Annotated in this window: 33 protein-coding genes; 31 read left to right on the top strand and 2 right to left on the bottom strand. The window is 49.1% G+C overall.

Going from position 1 to position 22,107, the window contains the following annotated elements; all coding sequences use genetic code 11:
- The first annotated feature begins 9 nt into the window (after nucleotides 1–9).
- The 27 genes from FLZ89_RS04385 (at nucleotide 10) to FLZ89_RS04260 (ending at nucleotide 17,664) form a co-directional block, all read left to right on the top strand.
- Nucleotides 10–264, top strand: a complete 255-nt coding sequence (locus tag FLZ89_RS04385; protein ID WP_141304500.1) for a hypothetical protein — start codon at nucleotides 10–12, stop codon at nucleotides 262–264.
- Nucleotides 261–581, top strand: a complete 321-nt coding sequence (locus FLZ89_RS04380; RefSeq protein WP_141304499.1) for a hypothetical protein — start codon at nucleotides 261–263, stop codon at nucleotides 579–581. The genes FLZ89_RS04385 and FLZ89_RS04380 overlap by 4 nt, the downstream gene beginning before the upstream one ends.
- Nucleotides 578–1,141 carry a phage tail protein gene (locus tag FLZ89_RS04375; RefSeq protein ID WP_172613443.1) on the top strand — a complete coding sequence of 188 codons (564 nt, stop codon included), beginning with the start codon at nucleotides 578–580 and terminating at the stop codon, nucleotides 1,139–1,141. Before FLZ89_RS04380 ends, FLZ89_RS04375 begins: the two co-directional genes overlap by 4 nt.
- The gene (locus FLZ89_RS04370) at nucleotides 1,138–1,611 is read left to right on the top strand and encodes a hypothetical protein (RefSeq protein ID WP_141304497.1); all 474 of its coding nucleotides are present in this window, start codon (nucleotides 1,138–1,140) and stop codon (nucleotides 1,609–1,611) included. Before FLZ89_RS04375 ends, FLZ89_RS04370 begins: the two co-directional genes overlap by 4 nt.
- The gene (locus FLZ89_RS04365; RefSeq protein ID WP_141304496.1) at nucleotides 1,604–1,879 is read left to right on the top strand and encodes a hypothetical protein; all 276 of its coding nucleotides are present in this window, start codon (nucleotides 1,604–1,606) and stop codon (nucleotides 1,877–1,879) included. Before FLZ89_RS04370 ends, FLZ89_RS04365 begins: the two co-directional genes overlap by 8 nt.
- A gap of 3 nt (nucleotides 1,880–1,882) precedes the next feature.
- Nucleotides 1,883–3,334: a phage tail sheath family protein gene (locus tag FLZ89_RS04360; RefSeq protein ID WP_141304495.1), complete on the top strand. Its 1,452-nt coding sequence runs from the start codon at nucleotides 1,883–1,885 to the stop codon at nucleotides 3,332–3,334.
- A gap of 13 nt (nucleotides 3,335–3,347) precedes the next feature.
- Nucleotides 3,348–3,869: a phage major tail tube protein gene (locus tag FLZ89_RS04355; protein WP_141304494.1), complete on the top strand. Its 522-nt coding sequence runs from the start codon at nucleotides 3,348–3,350 to the stop codon at nucleotides 3,867–3,869.
- 62 nt (nucleotides 3,870–3,931) lie between these two features.
- Nucleotides 3,932–4,246 carry a phage tail assembly protein gene (locus FLZ89_RS04350; RefSeq protein ID WP_141304493.1) on the top strand — a complete coding sequence of 105 codons (315 nt, stop codon included), beginning with the start codon at nucleotides 3,932–3,934 and terminating at the stop codon, nucleotides 4,244–4,246.
- A gap of 434 nt (nucleotides 4,247–4,680) precedes the next feature.
- Nucleotides 4,681–6,477, top strand: a complete 1,797-nt coding sequence (locus tag FLZ89_RS04345) for a phage tail tape measure protein (protein WP_141305283.1) — start codon at nucleotides 4,681–4,683, stop codon at nucleotides 6,475–6,477.
- On the top strand, nucleotides 6,470–6,679 hold the full coding sequence (locus FLZ89_RS04340; protein ID WP_141304492.1) for a tail protein X: 210 nt from the start codon (nucleotides 6,470–6,472) through the stop codon (nucleotides 6,677–6,679). The genes FLZ89_RS04345 and FLZ89_RS04340 overlap by 8 nt, the downstream gene beginning before the upstream one ends.
- Nucleotides 6,679–7,695 carry a phage late control D family protein gene (locus FLZ89_RS04335; RefSeq protein WP_141304491.1) on the top strand — a complete coding sequence of 339 codons (1,017 nt, stop codon included), beginning with the start codon at nucleotides 6,679–6,681 and terminating at the stop codon, nucleotides 7,693–7,695. The genes FLZ89_RS04340 and FLZ89_RS04335 overlap by 1 nt, the downstream gene beginning before the upstream one ends.
- The gene (locus FLZ89_RS04330; RefSeq protein WP_141304490.1) at nucleotides 7,695–8,177 is read left to right on the top strand and encodes a phage baseplate assembly protein V; all 483 of its coding nucleotides are present in this window, start codon (nucleotides 7,695–7,697) and stop codon (nucleotides 8,175–8,177) included. Before FLZ89_RS04335 ends, FLZ89_RS04330 begins: the two co-directional genes overlap by 1 nt.
- Complete coding sequence (locus FLZ89_RS04325) at nucleotides 8,177–8,596, top strand: phage tail protein (RefSeq protein WP_141304489.1); 420 nt, start codon at nucleotides 8,177–8,179, stop codon at nucleotides 8,594–8,596. The genes FLZ89_RS04330 and FLZ89_RS04325 overlap by 1 nt, the downstream gene beginning before the upstream one ends.
- The gene (locus tag FLZ89_RS04320) at nucleotides 8,597–8,926 is read left to right on the top strand and encodes a GPW/gp25 family protein (RefSeq protein WP_141304488.1); all 330 of its coding nucleotides are present in this window, start codon (nucleotides 8,597–8,599) and stop codon (nucleotides 8,924–8,926) included.
- The gene (locus FLZ89_RS04315; RefSeq protein ID WP_216363839.1) at nucleotides 8,910–10,022 is read left to right on the top strand and encodes a baseplate assembly protein; all 1,113 of its coding nucleotides are present in this window, start codon (nucleotides 8,910–8,912) and stop codon (nucleotides 10,020–10,022) included. Before FLZ89_RS04320 ends, FLZ89_RS04315 begins: the two co-directional genes overlap by 17 nt.
- Nucleotides 10,015–10,578, top strand: coding sequence for a phage tail protein I (locus tag FLZ89_RS04310; RefSeq protein ID WP_141304486.1), 564 nt, complete (start codon nucleotides 10,015–10,017; stop codon nucleotides 10,576–10,578). The genes FLZ89_RS04315 and FLZ89_RS04310 overlap by 8 nt, the downstream gene beginning before the upstream one ends.
- On the top strand, nucleotides 10,579–12,117 hold the full coding sequence (locus FLZ89_RS04305) for a hypothetical protein (RefSeq protein WP_141304485.1): 1,539 nt from the start codon (nucleotides 10,579–10,581) through the stop codon (nucleotides 12,115–12,117). It begins immediately after the preceding gene.
- 12 nt (nucleotides 12,118–12,129) lie between these two features.
- A complete protein-coding gene (locus tag FLZ89_RS04300; RefSeq protein WP_141304484.1) occupies nucleotides 12,130–12,327 on the top strand; it encodes a hypothetical protein in 198 nt (65 codons plus the stop codon).
- Between the two features lie 206 nt (nucleotides 12,328–12,533).
- A complete protein-coding gene (locus FLZ89_RS15595) occupies nucleotides 12,534–12,671 on the top strand; it encodes a hypothetical protein (RefSeq protein ID WP_172613442.1) in 138 nt (45 codons plus the stop codon).
- 46 nt (nucleotides 12,672–12,717) lie between these two features.
- Nucleotides 12,718–13,710 carry a C1 family peptidase gene (locus tag FLZ89_RS04295; protein WP_141304483.1) on the top strand — a complete coding sequence of 331 codons (993 nt, stop codon included), beginning with the start codon at nucleotides 12,718–12,720 and terminating at the stop codon, nucleotides 13,708–13,710.
- 16 nt (nucleotides 13,711–13,726) lie between these two features.
- Nucleotides 13,727–13,951: a hypothetical protein gene (locus FLZ89_RS04290; protein WP_141304482.1), complete on the top strand. Its 225-nt coding sequence runs from the start codon at nucleotides 13,727–13,729 to the stop codon at nucleotides 13,949–13,951.
- Between the two features lie 6 nt (nucleotides 13,952–13,957).
- Nucleotides 13,958–14,584, top strand: a complete 627-nt coding sequence (locus tag FLZ89_RS04285) for an N-acetylmuramoyl-L-alanine amidase (RefSeq protein WP_141304481.1) — start codon at nucleotides 13,958–13,960, stop codon at nucleotides 14,582–14,584.
- Complete coding sequence (locus tag FLZ89_RS04280) at nucleotides 14,584–14,871, top strand: hypothetical protein (protein ID WP_141304480.1); 288 nt, start codon at nucleotides 14,584–14,586, stop codon at nucleotides 14,869–14,871. The genes FLZ89_RS04285 and FLZ89_RS04280 overlap by 1 nt, the downstream gene beginning before the upstream one ends.
- Before the next feature lie 293 nt (nucleotides 14,872–15,164).
- Nucleotides 15,165–16,277, top strand: coding sequence for a hypothetical protein (locus FLZ89_RS04275; RefSeq protein WP_141304479.1), 1,113 nt, complete (start codon nucleotides 15,165–15,167; stop codon nucleotides 16,275–16,277).
- A gap of 22 nt (nucleotides 16,278–16,299) precedes the next feature.
- On the top strand, nucleotides 16,300–16,722 hold the full coding sequence (locus FLZ89_RS04270) for a hypothetical protein (protein ID WP_141304478.1): 423 nt from the start codon (nucleotides 16,300–16,302) through the stop codon (nucleotides 16,720–16,722).
- A complete protein-coding gene (locus FLZ89_RS04265) occupies nucleotides 16,710–17,159 on the top strand; it encodes a hypothetical protein (RefSeq protein ID WP_141304477.1) in 450 nt (149 codons plus the stop codon). The genes FLZ89_RS04270 and FLZ89_RS04265 overlap by 13 nt, the downstream gene beginning before the upstream one ends.
- Before the next feature lie 310 nt (nucleotides 17,160–17,469).
- On the top strand, nucleotides 17,470–17,664 hold the full coding sequence (locus FLZ89_RS04260; RefSeq protein WP_141304476.1) for a hypothetical protein: 195 nt from the start codon (nucleotides 17,470–17,472) through the stop codon (nucleotides 17,662–17,664).
- On the opposite strand, the gene FLZ89_RS04255 is transcribed toward FLZ89_RS04260, so the two are convergent.
- Both FLZ89_RS04255 and FLZ89_RS16300 read right to left on the bottom strand, forming a co-directional pair.
- Nucleotides 17,653–17,916: a hypothetical protein gene (locus tag FLZ89_RS04255; protein WP_141304475.1), complete on the bottom strand. Its 264-nt coding sequence runs from the start codon at nucleotides 17,914–17,916 to the stop codon at nucleotides 17,653–17,655. The genes FLZ89_RS04260 and FLZ89_RS04255 overlap by 12 nt on opposite strands.
- A 322-nt stretch (nucleotides 17,917–18,238) precedes the next feature.
- On the bottom strand, nucleotides 18,239–18,595 hold the full coding sequence (locus tag FLZ89_RS16300; RefSeq protein WP_256369531.1) for an ACT domain-containing protein: 357 nt from the start codon (nucleotides 18,593–18,595) through the stop codon (nucleotides 18,239–18,241).
- A gap of 282 nt (nucleotides 18,596–18,877) precedes the next feature.
- Here FLZ89_RS16300 and FLZ89_RS04245 point away from each other — a divergent pair, with 282 nt between their 5' ends.
- The 4 genes from FLZ89_RS04245 (at nucleotide 18,878) to FLZ89_RS04235 (ending at nucleotide 21,725) form a co-directional block, all read left to right on the top strand.
- Nucleotides 18,878–19,372, top strand: coding sequence for a hypothetical protein (locus FLZ89_RS04245; RefSeq protein WP_141263912.1), 495 nt, complete (start codon nucleotides 18,878–18,880; stop codon nucleotides 19,370–19,372).
- Nucleotides 19,373–19,515: 143 nt separating this feature from the next.
- Nucleotides 19,516–19,665, top strand: a complete 150-nt coding sequence (locus FLZ89_RS15590; RefSeq protein ID WP_172613441.1) for a hypothetical protein — start codon at nucleotides 19,516–19,518, stop codon at nucleotides 19,663–19,665.
- A 225-nt stretch (nucleotides 19,666–19,890) separates the two neighbouring features.
- Nucleotides 19,891–20,712 (top strand): Wzz/FepE/Etk N-terminal domain-containing protein, encoded by an 822-nt coding sequence (locus tag FLZ89_RS04240; protein WP_141263913.1) that lies wholly within the window; start codon nucleotides 19,891–19,893, stop codon nucleotides 20,710–20,712.
- Nucleotides 20,713–20,768: 56 nt separating this feature from the next.
- Nucleotides 20,769–21,725, top strand: coding sequence for a copper amine oxidase N-terminal domain-containing protein (locus tag FLZ89_RS04235; protein WP_141263914.1), 957 nt, complete (start codon nucleotides 20,769–20,771; stop codon nucleotides 21,723–21,725).
- Nucleotides 21,726–22,107 lie beyond the last annotated feature (382 nt).

The following is a 22,107-nucleotide window of genomic DNA, read 5'->3' as shown; positions in this document are numbered from 1 at the left end:
GGTGATAGCATGGCTGTCATTGTAAAAGCCTTTCGTGTTCGCGCCGGGGAAAAGACTTATTTCCCCGGCGAAACTATTAAAGGACTGGACCCCAAGGTGGAACAAAAACTCGTCGCAGAAGGGTTTTGCGAATACCCGGTTGCGGTTCGAGTAGAGGAAGCCTCTGCTCCCGATGCCGGTCCAACCGAAAATCCTGTTGCACCGGAGGAAGAAGGGCCGGCAACCGACCATCCCTTAGTCCAGGGCGGTAAGAAGAAAAAATGACCTTCAAAGATACGATCCAGCAGGACATCGGCATTTTCCTTAACCTAGGGGAGTTTGCCGATGTCCATGATATCAACGGGCTTAAAATTCCCGCCGTAATAGACAGCAATATCCTCAAGACCCGGAGCAACGATAAAACGGAGCAATATGACGGTGTTTATAGGAGTGAAATTGCGGTTTATGTTAGGGCTGACGACCTGCCGATGCGTCCGGTTTTCGGTCAGGAAATTCTGCTAGATGGTAAAGCTTACTTAGTGGACGAATGTAACGAAGAGATGGGCGTCCTGGAGATTGTTTTAGGGGCGAATGAATCGTGATTACAATAAGCGCCGAACAGCTTGCCCGGGCCGAAGTACTGCTGAAAAACGTCCCAAATGGCGTTTCTAAGGCCGTCGTTTCCGCCTTAAATCGGGCGGCTGAGAGCGCCAGGGCCGATGCTGTTAGAAAGGTGCGGGAACGGTACTATATTAAGGCTCAGGATGTAAGGTCCGAGATCAAAATCACCAAAGCTACCCTTGATAACCAGGCCGCGATTATCCACGCCACCGGGGAACCGGTACCCCTATCAAAGTTTCGCGTCACACCTGCTAAACCGCCGGCAAAGCGTAGGAAAAACCCCATTATTGTCAGAGTGGTCCGGGGTGGCGGCGGTCCGGTCAAGGGCGCCTTTGTCGCTCAGATGCAGTCCGGCCACATTGGCGTTTTCCACCGGGCCGGCCGGGCGCGGTTGCCGATTATCCAGCGCTTTGGCCCCTCGATACCGCAAATGCTGGGGCATGAATCGGTTGTCACCTATGTCGAAGAACGGGCGCAGGAACTTTTGGAAAGCCGGCTGGAGCATGAAATCGAAAGGCTACTAAGAGGTGTGGGTAAATGATTACACCAGTTTTGCTGGTAGACGAACTGCGAGATTTTATTGAGCCAATTGTCCAGAACTACTGGCTGGAGACTAATATGGGGACAAGCAAGCCACCCCAGGTTATTACCGGTTATTTACCGCCCAAGGACCCGACCAAAGAGGATCCGGATTTTCCTTTTGTAATTGTGAGGTTGTCCGACGGCACCGATGAGCAGGATGGGGCGACGATTACGGTTCATATAATCGTAGGTGCATACTCCAGGGACAGCCAGCAAGGATGGAAGGATGTGGCCAATGTTATTCAGCGCATCTGGACGGAGCTGTTCAAGAGGCGGACAATAGGCAATAAATTCCGGGTAGAGTACCCTATGAAGTTTGAAATACCGGAAGACCAGCCTTATCCTCATTGGGTGGGTATAATGACTACCACCTGGACGGTCGCTCACCCGGTACTGGAACCTGCACTGGAGGGAATTGACTATGAGTAAAATTGCAAAGGCCGCTCCAAAAGAACCGGAGCGGCTGATTTATTGTGGTCCTAATATTCCTGGCGGTGTGCTGCAGCGCTATACCGTCTATAAGGGTGGGCTGCCGGCGCACCTGGGGGATCTTTTTGCAAAGTGCCCGGCAATCAAAAGGCTATTCGTCCCGGTGACTGAACTGGCCCGGATAGAGAAGGCAATTGCAACCAGAGGGACCCCGGAAAATGCCTTCTTTAACGAAGCTTTGCAGTTTATCTTGAAGGGTGGTGCATAATTAATGCCCTACATGCACGGTGTTTACACTACGGAAATCCCTACTTCCGTTACCCCTCCGGTTCAGGCCACCGCCGGATTGCCCGTGGTATTTGGGACTGCCCCGGTAAACCTGGCGACGGAACCGGCGCCGGTAAATAAGCCGGTACTCTGCTATACCTATGAAGAGGCCGTCAAGCAGTTCGGTTACAGCGATGATTGGCAGAAATATACCCTTTGCGAGTTTATTAAATCTCACTTCGCCCTATTCAATGTGGCGCCGGTGGTGCTGGTGAACATCCTGGATCCGGCAACTCATAAGAAGAGCGTAGCAGCAGAAAGCGTTACCCTGGTGGACGATCAGGCTACGCTGGCCAATGACGGAGTACTTAAGGATACTGTAGTTGTCAAGAGCCAGGATGGTGCTACTACCTATGTCGCTAATACGGATTATACGATTGCTTTCGATGATGCTGGGAGGGCAGTAATCTCCCGGTTGGCGACCGGTGCTATTGCCGCAGGGGCTACCCTGACGGTCAATTATGACCACCTGGATCCGAGCATGGTCACCAGTAGTGACATTATTGGCGGCGTAGATGCAACGACTGGAGCCTATGAAGGCCTGGAATTGCTGAATCAGGTATTTCCGTTATTCCGGCTGGTGCCCGGCATGGTCCTGGCGCCCGGCTGGTCTCATGACCCGGCGGTGGCCGCGGTAATGGTAGCCAAGGCCAGTAACATCAACGGCCATTTCAAGTGCATCGCCCTTACCGACGTGTCAACAAGCGAAGTTAAGAAATATACTGACGTGCCCAATTGGAAAGAGACCAATACCTATACTTCCCCGCGGCAGGCGGTATGCTGGCCGAAGGTGAAGCTCAGCGATGAGGTATTTTACCTGTCAACCCAGCTGGCCGGGGTAATCTGCCGGACCGATGCGGAAAACGATGATGTTCCCTATGCTAGTCCCTCGAATAAGACCCTCCAGGCCAACGGCGCTGTACTGGCTGACGGGACGGAGATCACCCTGGGCCCCGACCAGGCCGCCTACTTGAACGGCCAGGGGATTATTACGGCCCTGAACTTCATCGGTGGCTGGAAGGCCTGGGGCAACCGTACCGGCGCTTACCCGGCAATTACTGACCCTAAAGACGCCTTCCTCCCGGTGCGGCGCATGTTTGACTGGATCGCTAACTCCCTGATCCTCATGTTCTGGCAGAAGGTCGATTACCCGATTTCGCGGCGCCTGGTCGATACCGTTGTCGATTCGGCCAACATCTGGCTCAACGGCCTGGCAGCCCGGGGGTTCATCCTCGGTGGCCGGGTGGAGTTTATTCAGGATGAGAACCCGACTACAGACCTTATGGACGGCATCATCAGGCTGCATGTTTACGTGACTCCGCCGTCGCCGGCCCGGGAGATTGATTTCATCGTCGAATATGACCCGCAGTATCTAAAATCGCTGTTTGCCGCGTAAGGAGGTGTGATGCTTGAACCAGGTACCGGAAAAACTGATTAACTTCCGTGTTTATGAGGATGGGGTTGACCTCCTGGGCATAGCAGACGTGGAACTCCCTAGCCTGGAGGCCATGACCGAGACGGTGAAAGGCGCCGGCATCGCTGGAGAGGTGGAGAGCCCGGTATTGGGCCATTATAACAGCATGACTTGCACCATTAACTGGCGTACAGTTGTTAAGCCTACCGTCCACCTGGCTGAACCGCGGGCACATAACCTGGATTTCCGGGGTGCAACCCAGGTTTATAACGCCGGCTCGGGAGAATACCGTGTACAAGCCCTTAAAGTGGCCGTAAGGTGTACCCCTAAAATTACGGAATTAGGTAAATTGGACGTTGGGACTACTGCCGATGCATCGAATGAATTTGAAGTCCTTTACTTGAAAGTTTCTATCGATGGGAAAACTATCGTGGAAATCGACAAGTACAATTATATCTGCATCATCAACGGCGTGGATTATATGAGGAAAGTGAGAGAGGCCCTAGGACTGGAATAACTAAAAGGCCCGCTGCCGGGAAATAGCAGCGGGCTTAATCACTTTGGAGGGAGAGTACAATCATGGAAAAGGTTATTCTGAGCAGGCCCTATTCTTTTGAGGGCAAGGAGTATACGGAATTGACCCTGGACCTGGAAGCTTTAACGGGCAAAGATATGATAGAGGCTGAGAAGGAAACGAGAATTCTATTGCGAGACAATCCTCCTTTAGCTGAAACCTCTAAGGCTTACTTAGCAGTATTAGCTGCAAAGGCAGCTAAAGTTCCACTGGATTTAATCGTAGGTTTGCCTGTTAAAGATTTTTCCAGTGTTACCATGACGGTGCAGAATTTTTTATTCGATTATCCATCCGGCCTGGACGGTTCAGGCTTGAATTGATGGATATATGCTTAAGACTTTCTATTGATACCTGTACGCCGGTTCCCTTCTGGCTGTCTCTGCCGATAAATGATTTAATGGACTGGATCCAGGCGCTTATCGAGATAAAGAAACGGAGGCCGAAGGAGGCGCGCTAAAAGATGGCTCGTACATTTGAAATAGCTATTGAGCTTGCCGGGAAAATAAACTCTTCCCTGGGGCGCGCCTTCATGACATCCAGCGAGCGCCTGCAGGAAATGAACCGGCATATATCTTCCCTACGGGCAGACATAAGGAAGCTGGAGCAGGACCAGAAGAAAGGGGCCATCAGCACCGAAGAATATGCTGCAGCTCATGCCAAACTTACTGCTCAGTTACAGAAGGCGGAACAAGCTCAGAAAAGGTTCGCTAAAGCTGTTAATCTTCAACAGAGAGTCACTGATTTCCGCGTAAGGATGCGGGGCAACCTGCTGGATGCAGCTGCGATGGCAACTACCATAGGGGCGCCTGTCTACGCGGCCATGCAATTTGAGTCCGCCATGGCTGACGTCAGGAAGGTTGTAGACTTTGAGACACCCCAACAGTTTAAAGCAATGGGTAAGGATATCCTCAATCTTTCAAAACGCATCCCTATGGCCGCAAATGGACTGGCGCAGATTGTCGCCGCCGGCGGGCAGGCCGGCATTGCCAGGGACGAACTCCTTAGCTACGCAGAAGCAGCTGCTAAGATGGGTGTGGCCTTTGATATTACCGCCGAAGAAGCCGGCCAGACTATGGCCGAATGGCGTTCGGCCTTTAAAATGAACCAGGAGCAGGTCAACACTCTAGCCGACCAGATCAATTACCTGGGCAACACGACAGCGGCCTCGGCGCCTAAAATTGCCGAAGTGGTACGCCGGATCGGCCCCCTGGGCGAGGTTGGCGGTGCCGCCGCTGCCCAGATTGCCGCCCTGGGCGCAACCATGGTTTCTGCTGGTATTCAGGAAGAAATAGCGGCAACCGGCATCAAAAACCTGATCCTCGGTCTTACGGCAGGCGAAGCGGCGACCAAGAGCCAGGCGGAGGCCTTCCAGGCATTGGGGCTCGATGCGAAAAATATGGCCGTAATGATGCAGAAGGATGCCCAGGGAGCTATCTTGAAGGTGCTTCAGGCCTTGCAGAAACTTCCTAAGCATAGGCAAGCCGCGGTCCTTTCTGACCTGTTCGGGAAAGAAAGCATCGGGGCTATTGCACCGCTTTTAACTAACCTGGATGCCTTAAAAAAGAATTTTGAGCGGGTCGGTGATGCCACGCAATATGCCGGCAGTATGCAGAAGGAGTTTGAATCCCGGTCAGAGACCTCGGAAAACAGATTGCAACTATTGAGGAACCAGGCGACGGCTTTAGGAACTTCTATAGGTAATATTCTTTTGCCTCCTTTAAATAAATTGATGGGTGCGGCGGCAAATTTGGCGGAGAAAGTCCAGGGATTTACGGAAAGGTATCCGAACTTGACCCAAGCAATAGTCATCGGAACAGCAGCAGTACTTGGATTAAGCATTGCATTTACAGCATTGGGATATGCGGCTGGTATCCTTATATCTCCATTTTCCACTATTTATATGTTGGCCACAAAGTTTGGGATAATCAGCAGAGTGGGGGCCATTGCCACAAAGGCTTGGGCGGCGGCTCAGTGGCTATGGAATGCAGCCCTATCTGCTAACCCCATAGGACTAGTGATTATTGCTGTCTCGGGTTTAATTACGGCTGGATATTTACTAGTCAAGAACTGGGAGAAGATAAAAACATTCTTTATTAACTTTTGGAAAGACCCCTTAGCTGCTCTAGATAGTTTTATCCAAAAGATCTACGAAAAAGTCGGCAAAGTAGTAAGATGGATAGGCTCAAAATTGGGATTTGGTGGTGGGGATGTAGCAAGTTCGGGAGGTGTTGGTGGCTTTCGGGCCATTGAGGGCCACGCCACAGGCGGTATCTACGACAAGCCACATATCGCCTGGTTTGCCGAAAGGGGTCCCGAAGCGGCAATCCCCCTTGATGGCTCCTCCAGGTCGTTATCTTTATGGGCTCAGGCCGGTGAGATGTTAGGTGTTAGTCCGGCCGGGAGTACTATACAGATAACTTTTGCTCCTGTAATACATGCGCCTGGCGGTGATCCAGGCGTCATCAGGCAAGTGTTAAAAGATTCCAGGGACGATTTTATGGAACGTTTTCAGGCTATGCTGCGCCAGGAGAGGCGGTTGAGCTATGAATGAGTATGTGACGGTGCAAGGCGATACCTGGGACTTGATTGCCCTGCGCGTTTACGGCAACGAGAAATATATGACTAAACTGATTGAGGCCAATCCCCAATACCGGAAAACGGTCTTTTTTTCTGCCGGCGTTAAGCTGGTCGTTCCGGAGATTACAACTCCAATTCCTTCGAGCCTGCCGCCCTGGAAGCGAGGCGAGAGCTGATGCAGTTTGCCCGCCGGGCAAAGCTTAGCTTAACCTACAACAACAAAGACATTTCAAAGGACCTGGCGCAATATCTCCTTGGTTTCTCCTATACCGACCATGCCAGCGGCAAAGCCGACGACCTGCAAATAAACTTGGAGGATAAGGCTGGATTATGGAAAGCCGATTGGATGCCGGAAAAAGGGGCTACCCTGCAGGCCTCCCTCCAGGTGCAGAATTGGGACCTGGCCGGCCAATTTGAAGTATTGCCTTTGGGAACGTTTGAGGTTGACGAAATAGAGTGCGCCGGGCCGCCGGAAACGGTGACGATAAAAGCCCTTTCTGTACCGGAATCCGCTTCTCTCCGCGGCGAAGATAAGACCCGGGCCTGGGAAAAAACGAGACTTTCGCTTATTGTCAGGGATATCGCCAGCAAAGCCGGCCTGGGGTTATTTTATGATACTGATGATGACCCGGAATACGACCGGGTAGATCAGACGGAGCAATCGGATCTGGCCTTTTTGATGAAGCTCTGTGAGGACGCCGGGCTGTCACTCAAGGTGACGGGACAGCAGATAGTAATCTTCGACGACCGCAAATATGAACAGATGGCTCCGGTGATGACGATCATTCGGGGCGTATCATCTATAGAGTCATATCAAGCTACCTCTGCGACCCGGGAGGTCTATTCCGCCTGCCGGGTTGAGTACCAGGGCGGCACGAAGAAAGAAAGTATTGTTTATACCTACAGGCCCCCTAACCGGCCGGCAACGGGAAAAACCTTGGTAATCAATGAACGGGTTACGAGCATTGCCGAGGCCGAGCGCTTAGCGAAGAAGCGTTTGCGCCAGCAGAACAAAGAAGAGGTAAAGTTTAGCCTGACCATGATGGGCAACATTGCCCTGGTGGCCGGGGTGACGGTAATGCTCCAGGGCTGGGGTAAGTTTGATGGTAAATATTTTGTGGAGACAGCCGAACACAGCGGCCCGGGATACACGGTTAAGCTGGACCTGCGCCGGGTGCTGGAGGGGTATTGATGGATAAAAGCATAATTCGTGTAGGGCGAGTATCATCGGTGAATCCCGCAACGGCTACGGCCCGGGTGGTATTTGAGGCCCAGGGTGTAGTTTCTTACGATTTACCGGTCCTCCAGCGCCAGACACTGCGAAATAAAGATTACTACCTGCCTGATGTGGGGGAGCATGTGGTCTGCATTTTTTTGCCCACCGGCAACGCTGAGGGGTTTATCCTGGGGGCTATCTATTCCGACGAGGACCAGCCGCCAGCGAGCAGCCAGGATAAGAGGATAGTCCAGTTTGAGGACGGGACAAGGATTGAATATGACCGGAGCACACATGCTTTGACCATTAATGCCGTCGGCCCAGTAAACATTGTAGCTGCCGGCAATATTAACGTGACGGGGGACGTTATAGCAGATGGTATAAGTTTAAAAACCCACGTCCACAGCGATGTTACGGCTGGCACCAGCGACACTGGCCCGCCGAAGGAGGGAGGCTGATGATCGGTAGCCTTGGTCCTGTGGTGTTTGAGACTTCCAGTGAAAAACTAAGGACCTTTGATAATTTTAAACGCTCCGGTAGCGGTCGCTGGGCCAGGCATGAGATAATGCATCAAAAACCCAAAAGGGAGTTTTTAGGTCCCGGGGATGAACAAATAAGCTTTACGGTACGGTTCGACGTGGCCTTTGGGGTAAACCCTGCCGATGAGATTTTTGTTTTGCGTTTCCTGCGCGACCAGGGAATTGCAGTGCCTTTAGTCCTAAATGGCCGGCCTGTATCTTATGAAAGCTTATGGGTCATTGAAACTATCAATGAAAGCTGGACTAAGATAGATAACCGCGGGCGCCTTTTAGCTGCGGAAGTAGAATTAACCTTGAGTGAATATGTCCCGCCCCCGCCGCCGGAGGTGACGGTTTAGATGGAATATGAGGTCCTGGCTACCCCCGGTGAAATTGACTTTGCCCCACAATCTACGTTGGCTGAAATCCTGCAGAATGTGCGTACTATCTTGACTACGCCTAAATATTCGGTTCCACTTAACCGGGAATTTGGGGTTACTTCAACCTGGCTGGATGACCCTCTGCCGGTGGCCCAGGCGAGGCTGACGGCAGAAATAATAGCTGAGGTTCAACGGAGGGAGCCGCGGGTAAGAGTAACCCAGGTAACCTTTGAAGGCGACGCCCAGGAGGGTATTCTTCGCCCGAAAGTGAGGGTGAGGCTGGTTGAGCAGCTTGAGCAACTTGCCTGAAATAGAGTTTGTTTCTACAGATGTTAGCCAAATTGAGGCTAATGTCATTACTACCTACGAGGGTATTTCGGGGCGCAAGCTAGCCCCTGGGGATCCGGTGCGCCTTTTTTTGCAAGCCATAGCAGCCATAATCTCTCAGCAAAGGGTGTTGATTAATTATGCCGCCAAGCAGAATCTCCTGGCTTATGCCGCTGGGGACTATTTGGATCATATAGGGGCCCTGGTCAAAACAGAGAGGCTGCTCGAAAAAGCCGCTCAGACTATAATCCGTTTTACTCTATCGGCTCCCCAACCGCAGGCGGTAACTATACCCGCCGGTATCCGGGTAACACCCGGGGGGCAGATATTTTTTGCAACGATCCAGGCAACAGTAGTGCCGGCCGGGACCACGCAAATCGACATACCGGTGGCTTGTACGACGCCGGGTATAATCGGAAATGGCTGGCAGATAGGGCAGATAAACAAGCTGGTAGACCCCCTGCCATGGATCCAAAGGGTTGAGAACATTACCGTAAGCTCGGGCGGCGCTGACGTCGAGTCTGACGATGCTTTCCGTGAGCGTATCCGTCAGGCCCCCGAGGGCTTTTCCGTCGCCGGACCAGAGGAAGGATACCGGTATTGGGCCCGGACGGCGCATCAGTCTATTGTTGACGTTTCGGTTACTTCGCCGGCACCGGGGCAAATTGAAATCCGCCCCCTGCTAGAGAATGGCCAGATCCCCGGGCAGGAGATATTGGACGCCGTTGCTGCGGTTTGCAACGATAAGCGCATCAGGCCGCTTACTGACCAGGTGGTAGTTTTAGCTCCTGAAGTGGTCTACTATAACATAGAACTGATTTATTATATAGCCCAGGCAAATGCCGCCATAGCGTCAGGCATACAGGAAGCAGTAAATAAGGCAGTAGATGATTACGTGGCCTGGCAAAGGTCTAAATTGGGCCGGGATATTAATCCCTCAGAACTGACTGCTAGGGTGATGGCTGCCGGCGCAAAACGGGTAAATATCATCTCGCCCGCTTTTACTGCGGTTACACCTGCCCAAGTAGCTATCGTCGGAACGATCACAGTCACCTATGGGGGCCTGGAAGATGACTAGTATCAGGGATATTCGGCTGGCCGATATCCTACCCCCAAACATTGCTAAAGACCCTAAAGTAAGCGCCGCGGCTCAGGCCCTGGACGGTGAATTGCAAGCCGTAACAGCTGCAGTGGATCAATGTCTGCTTTTAGCCAGGATAGATGAGCTGCCTGAGCCGGTAATCGATCAGCTGGCCTGGCAGTTTCATGTTGACTTCTACGAGCCGGATCTCCCATTGGAGCAGAAACGTTCCCTGGTAAAGGGCACTTTAGACTGGCACCGTCGCAAGGGAACACCAGCGGCAGTTGAAGAACTGGTTACAGCCATTTTTGGGGACGGGGAAATTCAGGAGTGGTTTGAATACGGCGGCCAGCCGTATCATTTTAAGGTATTAACCACTAATACTTCAGCAACAACCACGGATGTTCAACGGTTTACAAGAGCTGTTGAATCCGTCAAGAATGCTCGATCTGTTCTTGAGGCCATAGAAATTACAGCAACTGATGAGCTCAATATGTACTTTGGTAATGCGGTCCACATTGCAGATTATCAAGAGATAAGGCAGGTGGTTTAAATGGGTGCTTTCGGCGGCCTTATCCTTACAAACAAAGGAAGGAATTTGCAAGCGAAAGCTCAAACCGGTGTGCAGTTAAACTTTACCAAAATAAAAATAGGCGACGGAAGCCTTAGTGGGCAAAGTATTGTGGATTTAACCGACCTGATCAGTACAAAAAAAGAGCTGACGATATTAGGCCTTCAAACGCTGGCTGGAGGAAAGGCCAAACTTCGTAGTTACTTCTCTAATACAGACATTACTACGGGCTTTTATTGGCGGGAGCTTGGAGTTTTCGCCCAGGATCCTCAAGAAGGTGAAATACTTTACTGCTACGGGAATGCTGGTGCAAATGCTGAATACATTCCTGCTGGTGGAGGCCCTGACGTAGTAGAAAGATATATTAACGTTATTACCCTTACGGGAAATGCATCCAATATATCTGCTACTCTGGGATCGGAGATATACGTTACTCAGGCTGATTTTGAATCACACGCCAGCCGTCATGCCTCTGGTGGTGCTGATCCACTGGCCCCAGCAGACATAGGAGCTGAAACACCGAACGGTGCACAAGCTAAAGTTGATGCCCACGGAGGGGCTATCCAAACTCATGGTGCCTCAGGGAGTTATTATTTAGCGAAAACCAGCAGGACGGATCAACTCCCTGCCTGGGCTGACATCCCGGACAAGCCTTCCAGCTTTACGCCGAGCGCCCATAAAAATACCCACGCCACCGGGGGCGCGGATGCCCTGGCCCCCGGGGATATAGGGGCGGCGGCCCAGGCGGATTTTGCTGCGCATTTGGCCGAGATTGTGACAACACCGCAACCCAATAAAATTTTGCGGTTAGATGGGAACGGTAAACTACCAGCAAGCATAACAGGCGATGCTAATAGTGTGGGAGGAAAAACCATAGATCAAATTTTACTTACTGGTAGAGATTATTATGTAAATCAAACAACCGGAAGTGATACTAATAATGGCGATAGTTCGGCTCCTTTAAAAACCCTCCAAGAAGCTATTAATCGCACCCCAATAGGGGGTACTTGTCGGATAGTTTTGCAGTCAAATTATACGATGGACAGTCTTTTAAACATATTATTTAAACGGGTTATAATAGACGGGTTGTCTAGTTATACCCTATATATTCCAATAGGGACGATAAATGATTCAAGTAATAATAATGTAGGTACAGGAATACTATATCCTATTAACCTTGGGCATTTTGCATTATTAATAATTCGTAACATCACGTTAACAGTGAATGCTGATCTCATTAGTTCAGGTTTAGGGAATCAATGGTATTGGAATAATGCCAGGGCTTTTATAAAATGTGCTGGAGCTACGCTTAGTGAGGCAGGACTTTTTTCAGTCACTCTATCTATAGTAACTGTTAATCCTACCAGTAACTTTGTTATTGTAGGTAGCCAGGGAGGGGTAAACCCTTATTATAATGGTGGTGCCGTTTACTTTGGTGAATACTCTGTTACCTATACTTCTACTCCTACTGGTTTTTCTAAAGTTAAGGGTGTACCCGTGATTAATACAACAGTCTCGTAGGGAGGATTGGATATGCTTTACTCTTTTAAGTATAATGGCATTGAATATGTAAATTTCGACTTGGATGACTTCGAAGTTATACAAAAGTTAATCGAGAAAGGAATTCCTCTTGAAGTAATAAATACGATTAAGAATTCAGGACAACCACCGACTCTAGAGGAACGAGTAACAGCACTTGAAGAAGCATTGTTAACCTTGGTAGGGTTATAGGTAAGGTTGTAGGAGGAGACAGCTTATGTATACGTTTCTATTAAACATGTGGATTATGCGGAAGATAACCGTTGATCAAGTACAAAATGCGGTAACCAAGGGTTTTATAACGCAGGAGCAAGCCGAGGCAATTCTATCAACATCTCAAATGGCGTCTTAGGACTTTTATGCGCAGCAAATGGGCTAATAAGGAAAGGAGGGCTCCGATGGATATAGAAATGGAGGAGTTTATTACGAGTTGTCTTGAACTTGGTAAAGAGCTTTTGGATAAAGAACATCTCACCGAAAAGGAAAAGCAATTCTTGGCGAAATTAGATTTAATAGCAAATAAGTACTTGGGTTAACTAGGCCGCCCACTCGGGGCGGCTTTAATTTTGGGAGGGGAAGAACATGGGTTTTCAGTTTGTGCCTGGCGCAATCCAGTCGCCCCCGGATCCCCGGGACTATATCTACTCGCAGATGGTTGCGGCGCCAGAATTGCTGGCATCATTCTTCTGGCCCCGTCTGCCAGTTCGGGACCAGGGTAAATGGGGCACCTGCGTCGGCCAGGCGGCGGCCGGCGTCAAAGACCGGCAGGAGTCGGTCAACTATCCGTCCAGGGGCTACAGGTTTAGCCCTCTTTTTATTTATGCTGAGTGCAAACAAAGAGACGGGATTCCTAACCAGGAGGGCACTTATCCGCGGGTGGCCATGGCTGTACTTAAGGATATTGGTACCTGCAAGGAGCAAACCCTGCCTTACAGCCTTATGGCGAGCCCTTTGCCGCCAGTGCCGGAGGCCGCCGTCACCGAAGCTAAGCAGTTCCAGATAGGCGCCTATGCCCGGATCCAGACTCTGGAGGAGATAAAAACTGCCATCATGCGCGACGGCCCCGTTCTGGCGGCCGTCTTTGTTTGCGATAACTTTATCGAGTGCGAGCCGGGTGGATTTATCGACCTGCCGGAAGGCTCCTGGCGCGGTGGCCATGCGATCCTTCTTGATGGCTGGGATGATAACCTCGTCCATACTTATAAAAGCGGTGTTACCAGGAAAGGTTTTCTCCGTTTAGCCAATTCATGGGGTGATGGATGGGGTGACAGCGGTTATGGCTACCTGCCTTACGATTTTCTGACCTACCGAGACCGTGACTTAGGGATACCCTTCTTTATGGAGGCCTGGAGCAGTGTTGATGTAATTCTCCCGCCTAAGCCGGCATCTAAAGTGGAACTTTGGATAGACAGTACCCGTGCCCTGGTAGACGGGGAAGAAGTTATCCTGGATCAGCCACCAGAAGTTGACCCGCAGAGCAACCGGACCCTGGTACCGTTACGTTTTTTAGCCGAGATACTTGGCTGGAAGGTAGTGTGGAACGAAGGGGAGCGAAAGATAACGCTGACCAGATAGAGAGGGGGGTGCCCCATTGAATGTCGAAGAAAGATTGGGGGCGTTAGAAGTGGCTGTGGCGAGGCTGGAAGAAAGGGTGGACGGGCATGAAGAATACCAACGCAAACAAAATGGCTCCATCCAGAAAATGGAGGCCCGGATTGATAAGATAGGAGAAAGGTTTGACAAGCTTTATTTTTGGATTATAGGCATTTGCGGCGGCCTGGCGCTAGATCTATTTTTGCGCCTTATTGGGAGGTGATCGGCCGTGACCGTTGCCAACGTCCCTGAAGCGGTAATGATGGCCCGGCGTAGTCCGGAGGATATCCATTACATCGTTATCCACCATTCTGGGACCCCAAACGGGAATGTAGCTATCTTCCGCGATTATCATATCCACCAGCTAGGCTGGGGGGATGTGGGTTATCATTACGTGATTTGCAATGGTAACGGCGGCCCGGACGGCGAAGTACAAGAGGGCCGCAATATCCTCTTTGCCGGCGCCCATGCGCCCGGGAGGAATAACGATTCGGTAGGCATTTGCCTGGTAGGAGACTTTACACAGAGCAAGCCTACCAGCGCCCAGATGCTGGCGCTGTACGGATTGATTAAGGATTTGATGCGGCGGTATCCTATCACTCCGGACCGGGTGCTGGCTCATAAGGAAGTAAACGAAACGGATTGTCCCGGTAGCCTGGATGTGGCCGCTATCAGGGCCGCTTTGATCCGGCCGCCGGCGCCGAAAATCCGCGTTGGCAACATTGAGCTAGAAGGTATTATGGTTGACGGTAAGGTTTATGCGCCGGTAAGGGCGCTTATCGATGCTCTCAACTATCGAGTAGATTGGGATGAGGCTACCAGAACCGTTAATATTACTCAGGGAGGTAAACAATAATGGACTTTTATAAGCTCCTTGTCGTGGCCGCCGTATTAGAGGCCCTGTGGGAGACCTGCAAGATGTTCTGGCAGCAGGGGAAAGTATCTGCCGACCGCATTGGCGCCGTTGTACTCGGCGTTTTTTTATGCGTAGCGGCGGGAGTGGACTTTTTCAGCATGGTAGGTGTCCCTTTGGCCGTCCCTTATGCTGGCATGGTGCTGTCCGGCCTGCTGGTAAGCCGGGGAGCTAACTTCCTGCATGACTTCCTTGGCACCCTTGAGGGACTGAGGAAAAATGCTGGTTAGGATGATCGCCGGCAAAGATCTCTACTACCCCGGCGAACTCGTCTCCCTCGACGACGCCTCAGCGCAAGCATACATCTCCGCTGGCGTGGCCGAGCCGGCACTGTGCCCGGGAGCGCGGTGTATTGCCGGGAGTGCGGGTTGCGGCGGTGGAAGGAATGAGAGAAGCTCCTGGGCCTGCGGGTTGACCGCGGGTCCGGGGGCTTTTTTTAGTAACCTTGCAGGATTTTTATGGTCTATGGAGAATATTTCCTATAAAAAAATAAGAGTTTGTCAATAAGAGCGTGATGGTTTAAATGCTTCAGCCTATTAATTTGGTGTTTCCTGAAGACTTATTAAAATTACCAAAAAGTTTGCTAGAAGAAGCATGTGTTATTTGCGGAATACCCAATGATACTCCAGATGTTAGTTTGGCAGAAGCTGTTTTTGATACCTTGAGGAACGGCGAGGAAGAAGTAAAAAACAAAGTTTTTGAGCATATTAAGGATAAAATCTTTGCAAGCAGAAGGGCCATTACATGGCATAGACTTCCCGAACATGCAAGAGAATTAGATATTGTTACTGCTATGCGGGAGCGGTTGGGTATTAACCCATTTGAACGTATAATCGAAAGAAATCCAGATAACCTTGGAGCAACAGCCCAGATAGTAGGTGCTTGTCAATATGGTGAGGGTAGACGATATTTATTAAGATATTTAGTTAAAGTTAGGGTACAACGTACATTCGGGCTACAGTTTTCGACTAGGACTATAGGTGGCCTTGTCAGCGCATTATTAGATTTAGAAAACTGCATTCTCGAAATTAGGGATGATCCTAAGTATGTTCCGCGTATTTTAAGAGAAATTGCCCAACTATTCGATGGTACAAGTCGTGAAGCTATAGACTCCTTTAGGATTGCCGACCTTATTGAGCCCTTTGGTGGTAAGATAGGGGACATGGCCGATGCGTTAGGCGGTAACCTTATTAGTTTCGAATCAAGGCCGGAGCTTTTCTTCGAGGGAGAATTAACTGAAGAACAAATTTCTGCAATATCGAATGTCCTTATCGGTATTAATAATTATTTTGAAAACCAAGATATTGAATGCCTTATAAATGTATTAAACGAGAGTATTGACACCCTATCGGTGTTTGAAGGAGTTCCGTTTTTAGCCATCCTGCTAGCAGGGATGGAGAAATTAGGCTTAAGCGTTAAAGAATTAGCAGATGTGCGTTCTTTGCCGTTACTAAATGCTTTAAGGCCCCATTTACAATATCAAGGAGGATTTATTCGATTTCCTGTAAATGAAAATGGTGTGGTAGAATATCATACTATAAGGGTTGGGTTACAAACTAATAGTATTAGCTTTAGAACTTTTGCTACCGAACAGGCTATTGATTTACTAAGGAAGAAGATATTGCTTGAGAATTAAGAAAGGAAGAAGGGGTAAGGCTATGAGGCAATGGGATTTAGATAAAGTAGATAAATGGGTTGATGAAGTAGCATTACTGCCTATTGCCAAGTTTTACCCCTCGGCGGTTGCTAAAGATGTGGGTTTGCCTGTACAGGAAGTATTTATTAAGCTGCAGGAATTAGTTAACCAAAAAAAGTTAATATGTATATGGGAAGTGCGTTGTCCGGAGTGTTTAGTAACCATTAATGAATTAACTAGCCTTGATTTATCAAAAGCCAGTATCTGTTATCTTTGTGGTGATGAAATTATAACATCACCGGAGATAGTTTTCCCGGCATTTAAAATTAATCCGCAGTACAAAGCCTATATTAAAGAAAGCGCTAAAAAAAAACATCCAGGCGAACCCAAGAAAATTTTTGGGGCTTACAGTCGCAATCGCAAGCTTTATCATTGCCACAGTTAATCGATGGAGAAACATGGCAAAAACTAATAAAGTCTGGTGCCAGCGTAATACAATTAATACAAATTATTAATCCTCAGAACGTAGATTTAAATTCCCAAAATGTAGGTTACTTAGATCAAAGTACCTATCATATTGAAATTATTAAATCATATAGTCCAGAACTGGCCAGTATATTGGCTCAGTTAACCGATATTACGGAACTTAAAAGCGAACTTAATAAATTGTTAGAAAGTTTATCAGAAGCATATACTTGCCCGCCAGAAAAGAAAAAGTTTAGTTTTAATAAACTAGCTCAAAGGGTAAAAGATTTCTCTGAAACTGTAAAAGCGGCTGCTTATCTTACACCTATGGCTTTAAAATTAATACAAAAAGCCATTGAAATAATTTGTGGATTAATAACGGGTAATGGCATACAATTATCGGATATTCCAAGTTAACATACGAGTACACGATCCGGGAGCCCACCTCCCGGCGTCTACAAATTATGCACTATTATCCACGGTTCCACCCCGGCCCAGGGTGGCCGGGGGTTTTGTTTTTGCCCGGTTATACCTTCGGTTGTGACGTTTGTCTGGCTAACCGGGAGCACAACCGAAGGACAAACTAATATCCATAAAAGCTTAGTATATCAAGGCTTTTAGCGGTATTTAGAGTAAAATCAGGAATTATATTTGCGACTATAGTAGAGTTAGTTGGCGTTTTAATTCTTTATTTGGGAGAAAGCAGGCAGGAATAACCGCCTACCACGTGGAATATATTGAGAGGATAGTGATAGGCGTGGCGGTGCGGAATAGGTTAAAATACTGGCGGCACCAGCTGATGATAGATACCCAGGCTGAATTTGCTGAGTTATTGGGGGGCAAGGAGAAAAGCAGGACCATCAAAGCCCTGCAATACCGGTTCTGGACTTTTGGGAAATGCTGGGATTTCTTAAACTATTAAAGAAGAATTCCATGTTGATAGCTCTTTTGCGGATAGCAAATCATTTCTGCATACTACTTGGAACGGTCCGCCTCCACCATCTGAATCCACAGACACCTTGAAGGTGACTTCAATGGTTTTTTTATGATGATCTTCATATTCAGGTATATATTTTTGAGGTATCCAAATGCCAGCGAGTACCATATACCTGGCTTTTGTCTGCCGGCTTTCATCACAAAATACCCGGATAACCTTACGCTTGTTAGATGGCAATAAAGGTTCCTCCCTCAAATATCCCTTTTTCAACTCTTACCTTCCTACCTCAAACACCGCCGCCACTTCCCTCACAAACAAATCAGCATTTATTACTTGAAAACCTGTCATATATAAGACAGCTTTCATGCAGAAAAACACCCTTATCTTTTTTCCTTTTAGGCTGCAGAGCGAAATCAAACCAAGGAGGAACTGGGCACTCAGAAAAAGGACGAGATGGTAATTTGGGGCATGTTGTTTATGATGTACCCCACAGAGGTATTTCTGTAGTCTACGTCAGGAGAGAAAAAAACTGTCAGTCTGAGCGATAGGAAACGGTCAATCACTCAATATGGTGGCCACTTTGCTTAAGGACACGGATTGCTAAACCAAGTTGTTCCTCTTTAACCAGCAAATAATCCGTATCATAGGTCGATATCGCAAAAATACTTATTCCCGCCTTAGCCAGGGGGGTAACCAGTGATGCCAAAATTCCCGTCAAAGAAAAATCTAAGGGACCTTCTATTTTCAAGCATCGCCACCCCTTTTCGCAAAGGACATTTACGGGTACATCTTTCTGGGAACAGACAATTGAAAGCTCAGAATGGGTTCGAGTGCAAGAGAAAAAACTGCTCCTCTGTGCCCATTCCGGTAGTGGAGCATCCCTGTCCAGCCTGCAGATAGCAAGTGTGTCGTCCATTATTGCCAGCTTTTGCTGTTGCATTCTACATCACCTGTCCACGTATTTAGTATTGGCGAAGCCTCGCATATGATTAAAAGATAATTCGTTGTATGATAAAAATATTCCTTCTGACGGTTTTGCTGTTTATGTGGTTACACATTCCAGGATGAGGTAGAAGATAATGAGGACGGACGTTTCGCCTAATGTTTGCGTCCTATTTCGCCAGAGTAGTGCGAGGCTAATCCGCCATTATGTATATTTATAGATTTTCCGGGGAAAATATCCTTGAGGTGATAGTAAATGGTTTTAGAAGGTCTGGCGGGACCAATTGTTTTGCTGGGCGGGTTGATTCTCATGTTTCTGGTTGTACCCTGGGAGCGAGTTAAGGAACTGGCCCTCATCGGGTTGGTGGGCGGATTAGCCCTGGCTTTCCTGGTAGTTTACCTGATGCAAAACTACTTCGGTTTCTGGACCTTCCGCCGCGTTGATTTGGTCAGTATCGGCGGCATACCCCTTTTCCTGGCGGCAAGCTGGTTCCCGCTAATAATTGTCTTCAGCCATCTCCTGGCCCAGTACAGGAGCATTTTGCCGGTGGTGCTTATCCTGCTGGCTTTTCCTCTGGGTGCCACCTTGCTCCATCTGCTCCTGCGGGCCAACGGCATGCTGCTTTATCGCAACTGGAACCTGCCCTTAACTTTCATTCTCTCCTTAGGTATCCACCTGTTGATAATGTCTTATCTTTATGCAACGGGCCGGTTGGAGAACTTACGCGGGCTTACCCAAACTCAAACTTAAAGGACCCCGGTATTTTTACCGCAACTTGACCGCTGGAAAAACAGATCAATGTAATAAAGTCAGCCCGGGTGTTAAGGCTGACTTTATTTATGTGCGCCTGGCATCGCACTGAACCGCCGGAAGCGGGGGAACGAAGCTGCGTTGTGAGCAGGCATAGGGCAACCGGCCACGGCCACCTTGAACCTGTGGTGAAACAATATCGGCCCGGCGTTCTGGCCTGTCAGGTAACGGTCAAGCCCGGTAGTTTCAAGAACTTTGGCCAGGGCACGGGCGAGGGTCCCATCGTTAAATAATGTTAACGGGCAGCTGGAGGCACCCCATTTTAGTCCATTTTACGGTTCTACGCCAGCTACATTAGTGAATTATATCACATAAGGAAGAGGCATGGAGCGGTTAGATTTAATTAATGTTTAACTGGGCAGGAGATTTCCTGTAACTGTCGAATAGAAACGAAATGGTTGCTAGGTGATGGAAGTAACAGGCTGTTGAATAATAGGGAGGAGATCTAAGAAGCAACAATGGACGTCCCCTTATCAGAACCCGCCCGGCAATACGAAGACGAAATAGATTTAAGGGAAATTTTGCTGGTCCTCTGGCGCCAGCGCTGGATGATTACCTTTATCACTCTGGCTGCCGTATTAGCCTCTATCATTGCCAGTCTAGTGTTGCCCCCGGTTTATAGAGTAGAAGCTCTGATAGAATTAGAAAGGATAGACGCAAAAGCCTTGCAACAAAATGAGGGAAAAGCAATACTTGAGAGCCAGGCTCTCTTAACCACAGCCCTGGAGCAGCTGGCAGTCCCGGCGGACCCTAAAAGTTTTAAGACCCGGGGGGAAGCGATCAAAGATACCAACTACCTCAAGTTTTTCCTGGAGGGCCGGGATCCCAGTCAGGTTGCAGCCGTGGCGGCTAAAATGGTGGCCCTTTTTATTGAAGAGAGGAATAAAGTGTATGAGGAGCGTCGGGCGTCGCTGGAAGAAAATCTACAAAAAATAAGCCAGGATCTGGAACAATCCAATGCTGAGAAAGAAAAAATTAATGCGCTTATCGCCGGCCTGGAAAAGGCACCTTTAAGCGAAGTCGAGCAGAAACTTTATACCCTGCAGCTGGTCCAGTTACAGGGAATCCAGGCCCAGGAGAAGGTTGGACTGATAGGGCAGTATCTTTCCCTCCAGGACAGGCTTGCCGCCATGCACCCGGCCAGGATTATCGATGACATCAGCGAGCCGGAAAAGGTCAGGCCCCGCCTGTTACTCAATGCGGCTGTGGCCCTGGTCCTGGGTATAATGACGGGTATTTTCCTTGCTTTAGGCCGCAACTGGCTGGCAGGACCCTCCTAAAATTGAACGCCGGGGCGAAAAATATGGTGAAACCTTAAAAAGCTGGGAGGGTCAATATGCAAAAAGGCAAAAAGGTTCTAGCTCTGATAGCAGGTGTGGCTCTGGTGTTTTCCTTTGTCCTGCCTGCCTGGGCCAGGGGAGGAGGAGAAAAGGGCAGGACGTGGGAGTATGAGTTGGAACTGGAAGCCGGGTTACAGGATGATGTACAGCAGGATGCTGACCAGGAGCAGGAAAGAACGAGGGAGAGGGATCGCGAAAGGGAACAAATAAAGGTTAAGAACGGGAAAAGTGTGGCGAAGCACGTATATAGAGGCGTTGAGAATGCCCTGTTACATGTGAAAAATCCGGTAGCACGTGCTGCTTTGACAGCAATCCTGGAGGGACGGAGCGTAGCCGAAGCAGTTTATGAAGCCAAGGCGCAGCTTGATACCTGGAAGGACGCAGAAGAGATTGTTGACGTCACGGAGCAGCTGGAAAATGCCGTCGAAGCCGATACGACCCTTGATGCTGCCACCCGGGCGCAAATTAAGAAGCAGCTGGGCATGATGTATTTTAAGGCCGGCAAGTTTAAGGATGCCCGGGAACTGCTGGAAGACGTACTTGAGGAGGAGCCTGATGACGAAGAGGTTTACCGGCAATTAGATCAGGCTTATGCGGCCAGCGGTGAACTGCAGGTAAAGGTTTTTATCAAAGGGAAAGCGCTGCAATTTGACGTTCCTCCCCGGATTGAAAACAGCAGGGTCTTGATACCTGTACGGTTCCTGGCCGAGGGGCTGGGCGCAGAGGTAAATTATGATAATGGTGTTGTAGTAATTACCAATAAGGGCTCTACCATTCGCCTGGCAATAGGGAGCAATAAAGCCCTGGTAAACGGAGCGACGGTTTATCTGGATGTCCCGGCCCGGGTGGTTGACGGCCGTACCCTCGTCCCTTTAAGATTTGTCATGGAAAAATTTAAGGCTAAAGTAGATTATTATGACGGCAGCAACCTGGTGGCCGTGCAGCCTTTATAAAGCATCAGTTGACGAGGTAACTTTAAGGGCAAGAGGCCATTCTTCATCCCGATCTTTGATAAGCACCTCGGGGAATGAAAAAAATGGGTTGACAAAAGTTCCTCCCTGGCTTAAAATATCAACTAAGGCAGAACGAGAGGAGTATTGATCCAAAGAAGGACGCTTGTTGACGGGAGATACTATCAAGAGGCGTTTCATATTGCCCAAACATGTTATCCAATGATGGAAGCAAGGTAAAGGCGCTTTTCAGGAGTTCCGTCTTCTGAAATAGCGCTTTTTTATTCTATTGGCATTCTATCGGCCAGGATTATTAAACCTTTTTTAAACGAGTGCAAGGGTGCTTTAAAGGAGCAAAGCTGCTCCAGGAAAAGCACCCTTTTTA

Origin of the sequence: Moorella sp. E306M (genome assembly GCF_006538385.1) — a bacterium.
In the GTDB taxonomy this organism is placed as follows: Bacteria; Bacillota; DSM-521; order Neomoorellales; family Neomoorellaceae; genus Neomoorella.
This window is presented reverse-complemented; position numbering and strand designations above follow the sequence as displayed.

Excerpts from the sequence above, each read along its gene's own strand:
- FLZ89_RS04385 (WP_141304500.1), top strand. The coding sequence starts at position 10 with ATGGCTGTCATTGTAAAAGCCTTTCGTGTTCGCGCCGGGGAAAAGACT.
- FLZ89_RS04380 (WP_141304499.1), top strand. The coding sequence starts at position 261 with ATGACCTTCAAAGATACGATCCAGCAGGACATCGGCATTTTCCTTAAC.
- FLZ89_RS04370 (WP_141304497.1), top strand. The coding sequence starts at position 1,138 with ATGATTACACCAGTTTTGCTGGTAGACGAACTGCGAGATTTTATTGAG.
- FLZ89_RS04365 (WP_141304496.1), top strand. The coding sequence starts at position 1,604 with ATGAGTAAAATTGCAAAGGCCGCTCCAAAAGAACCGGAGCGGCTGATT.
- FLZ89_RS04360 (WP_141304495.1), top strand. The coding sequence starts at position 1,883 with ATGCCCTACATGCACGGTGTTTACACTACGGAAATCCCTACTTCCGTT.
- FLZ89_RS04350 (WP_141304493.1), top strand. The coding sequence starts at position 3,932 with ATGGAAAAGGTTATTCTGAGCAGGCCCTATTCTTTTGAGGGCAAGGAG.
- FLZ89_RS04345 (WP_141305283.1), top strand. The coding sequence starts at position 4,681 with ATGCGGGGCAACCTGCTGGATGCAGCTGCGATGGCAACTACCATAGGG.
- FLZ89_RS04340 (WP_141304492.1), top strand. The coding sequence starts at position 6,470 with ATGAATGAGTATGTGACGGTGCAAGGCGATACCTGGGACTTGATTGCC.
- FLZ89_RS04335 (WP_141304491.1), top strand. The coding sequence starts at position 6,679 with ATGCAGTTTGCCCGCCGGGCAAAGCTTAGCTTAACCTACAACAACAAA.
- FLZ89_RS04330 (WP_141304490.1), top strand. The coding sequence starts at position 7,695 with ATGGATAAAAGCATAATTCGTGTAGGGCGAGTATCATCGGTGAATCCC.
- FLZ89_RS04325 (WP_141304489.1), top strand. The coding sequence starts at position 8,177 with ATGATCGGTAGCCTTGGTCCTGTGGTGTTTGAGACTTCCAGTGAAAAA.
- FLZ89_RS04320 (WP_141304488.1), top strand. The coding sequence starts at position 8,597 with ATGGAATATGAGGTCCTGGCTACCCCCGGTGAAATTGACTTTGCCCCA.
- FLZ89_RS04310 (WP_141304486.1), top strand. The coding sequence starts at position 10,015 with ATGACTAGTATCAGGGATATTCGGCTGGCCGATATCCTACCCCCAAAC.
- FLZ89_RS04305 (WP_141304485.1), top strand. The coding sequence starts at position 10,579 with ATGGGTGCTTTCGGCGGCCTTATCCTTACAAACAAAGGAAGGAATTTG.
- FLZ89_RS04300 (WP_141304484.1), top strand. The coding sequence starts at position 12,130 with ATGCTTTACTCTTTTAAGTATAATGGCATTGAATATGTAAATTTCGAC.
- FLZ89_RS15595 (WP_172613442.1), top strand. The coding sequence starts at position 12,534 with ATGGATATAGAAATGGAGGAGTTTATTACGAGTTGTCTTGAACTTGGT.
- FLZ89_RS04295 (WP_141304483.1), top strand. The coding sequence starts at position 12,718 with ATGGGTTTTCAGTTTGTGCCTGGCGCAATCCAGTCGCCCCCGGATCCC.
- FLZ89_RS04280 (WP_141304480.1), top strand. The coding sequence starts at position 14,584 with ATGGACTTTTATAAGCTCCTTGTCGTGGCCGCCGTATTAGAGGCCCTG.
- FLZ89_RS04275 (WP_141304479.1), top strand. The coding sequence starts at position 15,165 with ATGCTTCAGCCTATTAATTTGGTGTTTCCTGAAGACTTATTAAAATTA.
- FLZ89_RS04270 (WP_141304478.1), top strand. The coding sequence starts at position 16,300 with ATGAGGCAATGGGATTTAGATAAAGTAGATAAATGGGTTGATGAAGTA.
- FLZ89_RS16300 (WP_256369531.1), bottom strand. The coding sequence starts at position 18,595 with ATGGACGACACACTTGCTATCTGCAGGCTGGACAGGGATGCTCCACTA.
- FLZ89_RS04245 (WP_141263912.1), top strand. The coding sequence starts at position 18,878 with ATGGTTTTAGAAGGTCTGGCGGGACCAATTGTTTTGCTGGGCGGGTTG.
- FLZ89_RS04240 (WP_141263913.1), top strand. The coding sequence starts at position 19,891 with ATGGACGTCCCCTTATCAGAACCCGCCCGGCAATACGAAGACGAAATA.
- FLZ89_RS04235 (WP_141263914.1), top strand. The coding sequence starts at position 20,769 with ATGCAAAAAGGCAAAAAGGTTCTAGCTCTGATAGCAGGTGTGGCTCTG.